We start from the raw sequence: 12524 nt of genomic DNA, 5'->3' as shown, positions 1-12524 counted from the left end.
GACTTCAAACTTTTTTTCAGAAAAATCGTTTGTCGGAGCAAGTAAAAGAAAATGTTTGTCGAAAGCGAGATTGGGTTTTCGAAAACGTTCTGAAAGTGAGAATCACAGAAAATTTATGCCGAAGATGATCACAATCCTATTGGCGGAAAAATCCGTAAGATTATATCTTCGATTTTTTGCAATCGGAATGGGAATTTCTTTTGCGACCTTGATTTTAAACTCTTCGTTTCGGTTTATGGGAGTAGATCTTTCCGAATTCAAGTCCTTATTTTTATCCATTCTACCTTTATTCTTAAAAGATTATATTCAAACTTTGATTGCGAGCGGGATTTTGTTTGGTGCGATCGGTTTGCTTCTTTCTTCTGCGCAGCTTGGGAATAAAAAAGAGGTTTTAATTGGTTCGTCTTTTATGGATCCTTTGTCGGAAGAAGTAGAAGATGGGACCTTGTTGGCTCAAGATCTCGATCCTTTTGTCGGAATTGAAAAGGCAAACTCTTGTCGAAAAGTCTTTTGGACTTTCGGAGTATTTGTATTTCTTCTTTGGTGTCATTCTGTGATTTTTTATCCCCAACTCTATGGAGAATTTTTCTTTTATCGATTTTCATTTTTGCGTTTCTTTTTGTTTTTTCTTACGGATTGGGTTTCTCCCTGGATTCCGCTGACGATCGCGCTCGGAATTTTGGGAATTTGTATCATAATACATTCTGTTTTTTTAATATTAAAACGAAACTGGCACGGTTTTATCTTTTTTGTTTTGTTTTGTTGTTTACTCTTTTGGTCCCATTCTCACGGAAGTCTTTCGGGGATATTGAGTACGACTGTCTTTTATCTTTTCACTCGAGTTTTTGAGAACAAGGTGGTTCCGATTTTTGATCTAGCTCGGACCGTAATTTTAAAAAATGTAACTTGGAATCGAATCGTTCTCGTTTTTATTCTTTGTTCTTCTCTGATTTGTTTCGCTTCTTCGAAAAGTTGTCTTGGAATTTTTACTTTAGCTCCAACTTGGAACAAGGAAGTTCCAGAAAATACCGTCCTGAGTACGGAAGGTTTTCCGAATATTCTGATTCTGAGCGCGGATAGTCTTCGTTATGATAAAATGGGATACGTGCAAGGTAAGGAGGGATTGACACCTCATATCGATTTACTTGCGAAGGATTCTGTAATATTTCAAGATCATCATACTACAATTCCCAGGACCTTTCCTGCCTGGGCGGATTTGCTCACGGGACAACCCAGTTTTATACACGGAATTCAGGATATGTTTCCAGATATAAAGGATCGGGAGGGTTTGAACGATAATGTTTCTAAAACACTTCCGAATATTTTATCGCAACTCGGATACAAGACAGAGGTCGTTTCTTCGTTTGCGGGGGATATCTTTCCTCGAGCTGATTGGGGATTTCAATCTGTAAAAGCTCCTATGTTTCACGCGGAAACTCTCACGGCGCAAAGAATTTTAGAAACTCAGATTTTTCTTCTTCCGATCGTGACCGGTTCGATTCCGGGCGCGGGGGAATATTTCGGGGCAATTCGCGGATTTCCAAGTTTGGGGGACGATTCTAAAATCCTTCCAGATCTTTTGGCCGGATTAAAAAAGGAGGGAAATCCGTTTTTTACGGTCTTTTTTTCCTCTGTGACACATTTCCCATTCAGTCCTCCGTATCCGTATTACAAGATATTTACAAATTCTGAATATTATGGAAAATTTAAGTATTTTAAATTTGTAAATCCGAGTGATTCTTCCGAACTTTCGAACGGCGATCAGGAACAGATTCGAGGACTCTTTCAGGCTTCGATTTATTCTTTTGACGACTCGGTTGGAAGGATTTTGAAGCATTTAAAAAAAGAAGGGATTTACGATTCCACTCTAATCGTTTTAACGAGCGATCATGGGGAATCCTTGTTTGAAGCCGATCATAGCCATGGGCACGGGGAACATCTAAGAGGAGAGGGTGTGACTCATATTCCTCTGCTCATTAAATTCCCTCAAAATGTCGGCGCTGGTCGGAGGTTTACCGGAATCAGTAGTTCCCTGGATCTGTTTCCGACTTTGCTTTCGTTTGTTGCAAACCGGGTTCGAGATTTTTCCTTACGCGAGAATTTGCGAAACGAATTGAAAAATCGTTCTGGAAGGGATTTGTCTGCAGGTTTGAGTTTTCAGACTTGGAAAGATTCTCGAAATGTCTACGGTGAAACTGGAATTTGGTTTAGCGATTCGGGAGGTCAGTTTTATCAAAAGGAAAGAATTTACTATCCCGACATTCTTCATTTGCATTCGATTGAATCGGGAGAATTTCCTTTTATTTCGATCGGAGATTCTTACGCGAAGGAGAGTGTGATCGTTTCCAAACATAGGATGTTTCAGAATACGACCCGTAAACTCATCTACATCCCTTCGGAGAACGGTGTGTTTTGGCGTTGTTACGATCGGATTGCCGATCCTTGGAACGAAAGGTCGCTTGCGATCGAAGAGTGTTCTTCTCTGAAAAATTCTCTCGTTTCGTTTCTAGTCTCTTCCGGAAAATTCAAGAAAGCAGGTGAGTATTTGCTCCCTTTGTCGAATTGATGCTTGAAGGATAGGGCAAAACTAAAAATCTGTATTTTAGTATGCCTAGAAGAGAAGATATACGCTCTGTACTCATCTTGGGTTCCGGTCCGATTGTAATCGGACAGGCGTGTGAATTTGATTATTCTGGAACTCAAGCCGCTAAAGCCCTGAAAGAAAAAGGGATTCGTGTCATTCTACTCAACTCGAATCCTGCGACTATCATGACCGATCCGGATCTTGCAGATGCCACTTACGTAGAACCGATGACGGTTTCAGTCGTTCAAAAAATTCTCGAGAAAGAAAAACCGGACGCAATTCTCCCCACGGTCGGAGGTCAGACCGCTCTCAATCTCGCTCTTGCTTGCAACAGTGCGGGGCTTTTGGAAAAATATAACGTGGAATTGATCGGTGCCAAAGTGGACGCGATCAAAAAAGCCGAAGACAGAGAGCTTTTCAAGAAGGCGATGGAAAAAATCGGTGTGAGAGTTCCTGCATCCGGCTTGGCGAACAATCTCACAGACGCCGCCGAAATCAAAAAAAAACTCGGGCTTCCTCTTATCGTTCGTCCTGCGTTTACTCTCGGTGGTACTGGGGGGGGAATCGCTTACACCGAGGAAAATTTTGAGGAGGTCGTTTCAAAAGGTCTTAAGGCTTCTCCGATCAGTCAGGTTCTTTTGGAAGAATCGGTTTTAGGTTGGAAAGAATTCGAACTCGAAGTTATGCGTGATCTGGCAGATAACGTGGTTATTATCTGTTCGATTGAAAACATAGATCCGATGGGGGTTCATACTGGCGATTCCATCACCGTGGCTCCTCAACAAACTTTATCCGATAAGGAATATCAAAATTTAAGAGATATGTCGATTGCGATCATTCGTGAGATCGGAGTAGAAACGGGTGGTTCCAACATTCAATTTGCGGTCAACCCGACAAACGGAGATGTGATCGTGATCGAAATGAATCCGAGAGTTTCCCGTTCTTCGGCTTTGGCTTCCAAAGCGACCGGGTTTCCGATTGCAAAAATCGCCGCTCTTCTCTCCATAGGATACACGTTAGACGAAATTAATAACGATATCACGCGGGTAACTCCGGCGTCTTTCGAACCTTCGATTGACTATGTCGTGACAAAAGTGCCACGTTTTGCCTTTGAAAAATTTCCGGGCACGGACGATACTCTCGGGGTTCAGATGAAGGCGGTCGGCGAGGCGATGGCGATCGGAAGAACGTTTAAGGAGAGTTTTCAGAAGGCGCTTCGTTCTCTTGAAATCGACCGTTACGGTTTCGGTTCGGATGGATATTTTCAAGAATTATTATATGCAAGAAGTTTAAACAGTGATCAAAGAAAGGAATGGATCGATTCCTTTCTAAAACGTCCGAATGATAAGCGTATTTTTTACATCAAACTTGCTTTCGACGAGAAATACACCGTGGATCAGATCCACGATCTTTGCAAGGTGGACCGGTGGTTCCTCTGGCAAATGGAAGATCTTTTCAAATTGGAAAAGGAATATTTCGAAAAGGGAGACTCCGTCCTTGCCAAAATGAAACAGGCCGGTTTTTCCAATAGACAACTTTCGTTTTTAAAGAATAAAAAACAGATTTTGGATCTTCTCGACGGCGGTCTCAGAGTCGATCTGAAAAAAACAGAAATTCAGAATATTCTTAAGAAGTCGGAAGAGGAAATTGAAACCAAGCTCAGTTCCGAAAAAATTCTTCCCATTTACAAAAGAATCGATACTTGTGCCGGAGAATTCGAGGCTTATACTCCTTATTTCTATTCTTCTTACGATGAAGAGGACGAATCCGATGTGACTTCTACTAAGTCTGTGATGATTCTCGGAGGGGGACCGAACCGGATCGGTCAGGGAATCGAGTTCGACTATTGTTGTTGTCAGGCTTCCTACGCTCTTCAGGATTTGGGAGTCGAATCCATTATGGTCAATTCCAATCCGGAAACTGTTTCGACGGATTACGATACGTCGGATCGTCTCTACTTCGAGCCTCTGACCTTGGAGGACGTATATTGTATTTATCAAAACGAGAAACCGGAAGGTGTCATCATTCAATTCGGGGGACAAACTCCTCTCAAACTTGCAAAGGATCTGGAAAGAAAAGGGGTTAAAATTCTGGGAACAAGTCCAGATTCCATCGACCGCGCCGAAGACAGAAAGCGTTTCGTTGAAGTATTAGAAAAATTGAAACTGCATTCTCCAGAAAGTGGAATTGCAACTTCTATGGAAGAAGCGAGAGAAATCGCGCAAAAGGTCAAGTATCCGATTTTGGTTCGTCCGAGTTACGTTCTCGGAGGAAGAGCGATGCTTATCATCAATGAAGAAAAAGAGCTCGATCGTTATATGGAAAAAGCGGAAGAGATTTCGAAAGACAGGCCGCTTTTAATCGATTCCTTTTTGGAGGATGCCGTGGAAGTGGATGTGGATGCTCTTTGCGATGGAAAAGAAGTTTTCGTTACCGGTATCATGGAACACATCGAAGAGGCTGGGGTTCATAGCGGAGATTCGGCTTGTATTCTTCCTCCGCAAACGCTTTCCAAAAATATGATGGACGAAATCCGTAAAGCGACCGTGGATCTTGCTTTGGAACTTCAAGTCAAGGGTCTCATTAACATTCAATATGCAGTAAAGAATGAAATCCTTTATATCATTGAAGTGAACCCAAGGGCCTCAAGAACCGTTCCGTTTGTGTCCAAGGCTCTTGGTCATCCGATTGTAAAATATGCAACTCGGATTATGATGGGAGAATCTTTGAAAAGTCTTCCTCTTCCGAAAGAAATGGCGTTCTCTCAGGTTTCCGTAAAAGAAGTCGTTCTTCCGTTTAATAAATTTCCAGGAGTCGATACGATTTTAGGTCCGGAGATGCGCTCCACCGGAGAAGTAATGGGAATCGCTTCCACTGTCGGAGAAGCATTTTTGAAATCCCAATATATGGCCGGTGACGAACTTCCTTCTCAAGGGACAGTTTTTGTAAGTATTAATGACAAGACGAAGTCGGAACTTCTTTCTTATATCAAGGATCTTTCCGAACTCGGTTTCAATTTGATCGCGACTTCGGGAACTCATAAATTTCTTTCGGACAATGGAATTCTTTCTTCCAAGATCAACAAGGTTTACGACGGAATATTTCCCACGGCTTTGGATTATATCAGAGAGAATAAGATTCATCTTATCATCAATACTCCTCTTTCAAGGGTCACAAGAGATGATAGTTTTACGATCCGTCAGGCGGCTATAAGATTTAAGGTGCCTTGTTTAACTACGTCTAACGCCGCTAAAGCTCTCATCAAAGGAATGGTGGAAATGAAAAACAAGGGTTTTGCGATCCATTCTCTCCAAGAAATTCATACAATGCCAAAGGTTTTATGAATTCTATTGATTTAGAATTTTAGAATATTCTAATTATTTTGCAATATTTTTCTTGCGTGAATGCCTACTTGTAATTTTGAAAAGTTTTTTAGAGAACAACAACTTTAAAAAACAAGCTTCAAAATCTACCGGATGTAGTAGTGCACTCTGATTTCTTTTTTAGTTTGAATTCTCGCATTGCAGTTTGGAATAAGTTCTAAGAGTCTGTTTTAAAACCTGAAGAAAAAGCGGTTACAATTATTCTGTAAATTGGTAATAAAACAGTAGAGTTCCCACATTACGTCCCTATGGACTTTCGAACAGACTTTATTTCTGTTAAATTCTCGTGGGAGTTCCTACATTTTGAGGCTCTGGAATAGACTCTAAATTATCCCGCCGAGTTCGGTGCGACAAGTTTTCCCATGATTGGTCGACTTTTTTACTTTCTTCTAAGGACAGTATGAAAAATTGTCAGTAACTTTCCTCGTTTTTTCTAGAAACCATGTCTTTGAGAGCGATTTTTGGAACCGCTTCGGTTATGGACATTCTTTTGTTGAGCTCCGATAAAAAGATTCAATCCGCCTTGAATGAAGGTGTGGTCGGTTCTGATTCTCTTTTGGTTCCTATGAGTTATTGGAATCAGTTGGATACAGCTGCAAGGAAAGCCCTTTCTAGAAAACTTCCATTTTTGCTTAAGAGATATACGAAATACGTGGTTTCTTTGGATCGACTTCACTGGAGAGGCGGTAAGATCAAATATAATTGGGGCGTCGGGGAATTAAAGAAGATGACGATTCATGTGAATTCGGGTGTATGGACCGTTTTGGGCGCTTTGGCGGCTGCACATGGAGTTTCGAGGTGTTATCTTTTCAACTATTTACTTTGGCTTGAAGAAGTGGGGATCGGAGATTCTGTAAATGATGTAATAAACCGAGGAGTTCCTCAGTTTCATGATATTTACAGAATGATCTGGACCTTGGATCTACAGAAAAATCAAGTATCTAGAGAGTTATACTTTGAACCAAATCCGTTAAAAAATAAACACGCTAATGCATTACCGAAACCGGACCTGTAGAAAAATTGCTTACGTTGTTATAAGCTCAATCAAAATCAAGTTTTTATGTGTTCGAATTCAGTAATGTACTAAACTATTCTAAGTAAGCCTATGGTTTACTAAACACAGAAAGTATCGGTTTACGAATTGAAAAACGTATTCTAAAGAATTTAAAAAAACGGCGAGAAAAATCGCTAATACGACGTAATTTGTGGGGAATCCCACGTTTTTTAGAAACTTACCGGATTGTTTAAGGTTTTGAGACGGGCGCTAAGTTTCAAACACATTAATTGTCCAAAGGAATCAATTTTTGAGAATAGATTTCCGATGACGCTAATTGGAAAAAATCGTAAAATTGCGGATATCGACCGAATACGCTCTTTTCTTTAAACAAACCGAAAAAGAGAAAAATATGAGCGTATAACGTAAATCTTCTATCGTATTTGAATGTCACAGGGTGTTGTAATGTTTCTGACTCGACTGTGAATACTGCTTTCTTTATAACAGAATTCCATGTAGGGACTAATCCCAAGGTGAAAACCGTCAATAAAATTGTTCCGAACATAGTTTTAGTATTATTATAATCTTCTAATTTAACTCGAATGACATTTTTGTATTTTTTTTGGAGGAGATCTAAATCGTCGATCCCTTTGAAAGCGATCACTATGTTTTGAAAACAGCGGCATTGTGCGAAAGCGCTTGCAAAGTTTCTTTTTGCATATCCGGCAATCAAGGGGTTGCGAAATTTCTGAAGAGAGTTTTCTCCCATTTTGGAAGCATTTTCTAGGTCTACGAGTTCCGGGTTCACGTTGCTCCAAAATTCTTCTATAATCACCAACGTTTCTTCCAATCTGGGAAGATGATTACCGAGTTCAATTTTTGGAGGAAGTTCTTTTTCGGTTATTGTAAGGCAACCTTGTAAAAGAAAGGATATAAGGATAAAAAGAATTCGATTTTTCAAAATGATTGTCTATTAAGGTGGAATTTTTTTCATTGCTTAAGGAGAGACTCATAATGTCAATTTTTTTAAATCGAATTGTGTTCGTCGCGTTTTTTGTATTAGTTTCGAATTGTACGAAGGAAGTGGTGCGTGTATATAATCCTATAACAGATAAAGATAAAAAATCATATGGGGTCATGGCTTTCGGGCTTTATGCGTACAACCAAAACCACAAAGATTTATTGAATTTATTCAGCAAAGATTCAGGAACGGTATTTGCTGAGCTTGGAATGTACGGGGTCAAATTCTCCGAGATCGTTTCAAAAGACACCAAAAAAAATTCTCTGAGTGTAAGCCCGTATCCGATTGAAGAACCAGTGATGGTGGAAAAAGTAGAATCGACTCAATACCTTGAAGGAAAAACTGGATATCTTTCTCCGTTTTATCTTTTACTCTCGCTTGATCCTGCAAAGGAATATGCAATTACCGGCATAACTTATACTTACCAAGTAAATTGCGGTCAGAAGTGTAGACGAGTAGTGGTTCGAGATTTTTCGGTAGAGCCATCCAAATCTTTTAAGGTATTTCCTATCAAAACAAAAGCGGGGGATATCACATTTGGTGGGATTTTGATGGCAAAGGTGGCTCCGGCTTCTAAAGACGATCCTTACGGTATTGCAGATGATACTCCGAATCTCAGTGAACTTTTTGCCGGAAATAAAGTATTGGTAAATCTAGAAACTGGAGAAGAGTATATCAAAGGAATGGAATCTGATTATTTAAAGAAATTATTTTATGGTGGAGAAGTAAGTCAGAAGAACGCGGAAAAATTGTTCTATGAGAATCTAATCAAAGCATATCCGGAAGGTTATTGGAAAACGCTTGCTGAAAAAAAGAGAGCGGCTTTAGGCAATTAATTTTGAAACCGATTGCCCGAATCGGGCAATCGACCCGAAAAAAGTTTAGAAGCTTCTTAACTTGTATAAATTCTGAAACAAAGTATTATATAAAAGAAAGACCTATTTCTATTGAACAGCTCTTTGAAAGTTGGATCGCCGCAAATACTGAAAGGGTCACGGTTTGTTTCCAATGGAGTTGAGGTATCGTTTCTTTTGTGGGACGACTGTTATGCACGTTTTACAAGAACTACAATGGAATCCTAACTACGTTCTATCTTTGTACTTTGAATGTCCGAGGTCGGAAAAAATTTCCGTACAAATCTTTGATGAGCTGGCTTTTCTTAGGTTTGTTTCTTTTAGAAAGGAGAAAATTGAATGCCAAGGACGGTTTTTGGGAAACTAAAAAGATTCGAAAGAATTGAATGGTTTTCAGTAAAAAACTTATTGTTTTTTATAAAAAAATAATTTCGTGAAATAGGTTGGATTTCACTTTAAGATAAAAGTAATGTCTCTTCTCGAATCTGAAAAAATACCCTTAGGAAGCTTACTCCCTGAATTTCGTTTGGAAGATCCGGATGGAAAAATGTATTCTTCCGATCAACTATTCGGTTCGACGGGATTGTTGTTGGTCGTGACCTGTAATCATTGTCCTTATGCCCAAGCGATTTGGCCGAGACTGATTCGTTTTGCCGGAGAAATCCAATCTCTTGGGGTCAGGACGGTCGCAATCAATCCGAATATCCACCCGGATTATCCTGACGATTCTCCTCAAATGATGCTTTCGAAAATAAAGGAATGGGGGGTTCCCTTTCCTTATTTGGTTGATAAGACCCAGGAGGTCGCAAAAAAATTAAGTTCTATGTGCACGCCGGATATTTATCTTTATGATGAGGAAAAAAAGCTTTATTATCATGGAAGAATGGATGATAACTGGAAGAACGAAAAGCAGGTTTCTAGAAAGGAACTGGAATACGCGGTGCATCAGCTTGTAAAAGGAAATCCTGCTCCGATCAATCAAATGCCTTCAATAGGTTGTTCCATCAAATGGAAGGAATAAACTCTTGCCCGCAATAACGCCTGACCATACTTCAATTTCCGCGGAATCTTTTCAAAATGCGGATTTTGTCAATAGACATTATCGTGAGATTGAAACGAGAGCTCTGGATCATTTTAGAGATGAGTTAAGAAAAAACGAAAGTTCTTTAAATAAGGTGTCTATCGTTGCTCTGAGTACTTTCCTAAGAAAGAGTGGCGATCTGTATCAGGATTGGAGAATATTAAAAAAGAATCTTACAGACAAATACGAGGAGCTTCAGAGAAGCCGGAATTTGGAATACGAGCTTGTATATCGTAGTCTAGTTGCAAATAAAAGTCACAAGAAGCCAGCCACTTTAATAGAGGACATCTTTCAGTCGGCGGTTGATGGTATTTTGAATACCGTATATACTTGGTTTGATTTGGACAAAAAATCGGAATTTCAACCTTCACAGAAACCGGTAGACACTCGCGATTCATCTGCAAAGGACGACGAACTCAAAAGATACTATCGAGAGATGATTCAGAAAAAACTGAAAGAAAGAGATCGAAGTTTTTCTCTTTTTCAGGATTTGCTAAAGGGATCGGCTCTAAATTGGAACCAGACTTATCGGAAGAAATTTCATCAAAGTCTTGCATCGACGCTAAAACTATTGGAGTCGTCTAAGGCGAATAAGGCGGAAATTTTAAGCAATAAAAAGATTGCTAAAAAGGCGGTTTCTGGTTTTCAAGAGGAGGATAGGATCCAGAAATATTCAGTTTTCATGATAGATTATTTTTTCGATCGACTTCTTAAAAATGAGCCGATCGTTGAAAGTAAAATCGCAGTTCTCGAAAAATTAGAAAATACGAAGCCGGAAGAAAAATCTCAAAATCAGAATAATGACAAAAGTGCCATTCCAAATTCTACAAGAAAAGATTCCGAGGTTCAAAAGGTGGCCGATCGAACCGTGGTTGAATTCGATCGGGTAAATGAAAGATCGAATTCTTCTAACAAAAATTGTCCGATCACTGATCTTCCCGAACATTTGATCAAAGAATGTTATTCCGACTATTTGATTGTGGATTTGTCCACTAAGGAAAAACGTCTTGAATTACATCGAATCCGTTTGGGTAAAGAAAATCAAAATACAAGAGCCGAAGCTATTGAATTTTTCAATGATTGTACAAACAAGGATCCTTTCGCGATTACTTTGGCGGAGTCGGTTCTAAAAAGGCATACTATCACCCAGGAAGAAGAAAATCGATTGAGTGCAATGATTCAGAAACAAAAAGCTTGCAAGTAGTGGATTATTGGGAAAAGCCCTTATTTGCCTAGTAGAAATTATCTTAAAAACTTAGGATGTAGGAACTCTGATAAGAATTGAACACGAAAAAGCTCTTCGAAGGCCCATTTTATATGAAAATCGATGATAGAAGACGGATCCGATTTGTTATATGAATCATTTTGAAAAAATCGTCGATCGATACGGTGGATGGAAACTTTGGGATCGTTTGGATTTCGTGGAGTTTTATTTCCAACATTTGGGCGGCCCGCTTCCTCTTTTGAAAGGACTCGGTAAAACTTTCGGTAAATGCGACAGCGTGAGAGTTTTTCCTAAGAAGTTTATCGCTGAATTTTTGGAATATCCAGCTCCCGGAAAAAAAATCGTATTCCAAAATGGTAAAGTAGGAATCTTTAATGCGGATGATGATCCAAACACGTTCACAATCTCTAATTATAGGGACAGTTTTCGCGGCTTGCGAAAATACAGGCGTTGGAGTGATCTAGATGCTTCGTATTTTTTCGGTTATGCGGTCACTCAGTATTTGAGTGTTCCCTTTATTCTGAAGGAATATGTGGTTCGGGAAGTCGAACTTGCCGACGGTGGATTTCGTATGGATGTGGAGTTTCCACGATATCTACATACACATTGTGAAAAACAATCCTATCGTTTCGATAAAGAGGGACTTCTTGTTCGCAACGATTATACTGCTGATATTGTCGGACCTTGGGCTAAGGGCGCACATTTTACGACTCACTTTCAAGAAATAGACGGACTTCCAATTCCGACCAAAAGAAATGTGTTTGTTCGTTTGGGAGGTTTAGTGACTCCGATTCCTGTTTTATCGGCGGAACTGAAACCCTTCAAGGTTCATTTTCTCTGAAATTTTTCCTTAGATCTGTCCTAAAACCTTAGGATGTGGAAACTCCTATAGAAGTTTAACGACGAAAGAGATTGTTCGAAAAGCGATAAACTTTCTTAAAGAGACGTAATCTGTGGGAACCCCAGCGCTTGTCACAGATTTTCCGAATGATTGCAAGTTTCTTTTGAGGTTTTGGGAACGGGTATTTGTAACTTTCCGGAACAGATCATTGAAAAGTAGGAGATGAGTATTTCTTGTAAAAGTTATGGTATGGATCCTCTGCATTTTCAAAAAAATTCGAATTCAAAAAAACTTATCTAAGTAAATAGTTTGTTCGACCAAAAAATGGCGTTTCAAGGCCCGATAGGGGATTTAGTGATAAAGACATCGGCTTCAGTTTATTTTAAAGCGATTCAAGAGACATAGTACAGTAAGAGAATGTTCCGACAAGATGATTCAATAAAGAGTTGTTTCCTAATCGGAGCCTTGCGGCGATATTTTTACATACGAAAGAAAATTAGAATATAAAAGCCGTTGTAATTTAAAAAATCTTCAAGGAATT

The 12524-nt window shown here is 39.5% G+C and carries 8 protein-coding genes; 7 read left to right on the top strand and 1 reads right to left on the bottom strand.

Annotation, left to right across the window (positions count from 1 at the left end; all coding sequences use genetic code 11):
* The first annotated feature begins 115 nt into the window (after window positions 1–115).
* From LEP1GSC190_RS13000 to LEP1GSC190_RS12990, 3 genes are all read left to right on the top strand, one after another.
* Window positions 116–2566, top strand: coding sequence for a sulfatase-like hydrolase/transferase (locus tag LEP1GSC190_RS13000; RefSeq protein ID WP_002745178.1), 2451 nt, complete (start codon window positions 116–118; stop codon window positions 2564–2566).
* Window positions 2567–2607: 41 nt separating this feature from the next.
* Window positions 2608–5928: a carbamoyl-phosphate synthase large subunit gene (gene carB, locus LEP1GSC190_RS12995; RefSeq protein WP_036037145.1), complete on the top strand. Its 3321-nt coding sequence runs from the start codon at window positions 2608–2610 to the stop codon at window positions 5926–5928.
* Window positions 5929–6409: 481 nt separating this feature from the next.
* A complete protein-coding gene (locus LEP1GSC190_RS12990) occupies window positions 6410–6982 on the top strand; it encodes a DUF1564 domain-containing protein (RefSeq protein WP_002745155.1) in 573 nt (190 codons plus the stop codon).
* 265 nt (window positions 6983–7247) lie between these two features.
* Here LEP1GSC190_RS12990 and LEP1GSC190_RS12985 read toward each other — a convergent pair whose 3' ends face one another.
* The gene (locus LEP1GSC190_RS12985; protein ID WP_002745258.1) at window positions 7248–7922 is read right to left on the bottom strand and encodes a hypothetical protein; all 675 of its coding nucleotides are present in this window, start codon (window positions 7920–7922) and stop codon (window positions 7248–7250) included.
* 53 nt (window positions 7923–7975) lie between these two features.
* Here LEP1GSC190_RS12985 and lp30 point away from each other — a divergent pair, with 53 nt between their 5' ends.
* The 4 genes from lp30 (at window position 7976) to LEP1GSC190_RS12965 (ending at window position 11983) form a co-directional block, all read left to right on the top strand.
* On the top strand, window positions 7976–8818 hold the full coding sequence (gene lp30, locus LEP1GSC190_RS12980) for a plasminogen-binding receptor Lp30 (protein ID WP_002745142.1): 843 nt from the start codon (window positions 7976–7978) through the stop codon (window positions 8816–8818).
* 487 nt (window positions 8819–9305) lie between these two features.
* Window positions 9306–9857 (top strand): thioredoxin family protein, encoded by a 552-nt coding sequence (locus tag LEP1GSC190_RS12975; RefSeq protein ID WP_002745281.1) that lies wholly within the window; start codon window positions 9306–9308, stop codon window positions 9855–9857.
* Between the two features lie 4 nt (window positions 9858–9861).
* A complete protein-coding gene (locus tag LEP1GSC190_RS12970) occupies window positions 9862–11121 on the top strand; it encodes a hypothetical protein (protein ID WP_002745121.1) in 1260 nt (419 codons plus the stop codon).
* Between the two features lie 151 nt (window positions 11122–11272).
* Window positions 11273–11983 carry a hypothetical protein gene (locus LEP1GSC190_RS12965; RefSeq protein WP_002745139.1) on the top strand — a complete coding sequence of 237 codons (711 nt, stop codon included), beginning with the start codon at window positions 11273–11275 and terminating at the stop codon, window positions 11981–11983.
* Window positions 11984–12524: the final 541 nt, after the last annotated feature.

The organism is Leptospira mayottensis 200901116 (assembly GCF_000306675.2).
Lineage (GTDB): Bacteria > Spirochaetota > Leptospiria > Leptospirales > Leptospiraceae > Leptospira > Leptospira mayottensis.
Note: the sequence above shows the minus strand (reverse complement) of the source record. Positions and strands in the feature narration are given on the sequence as shown.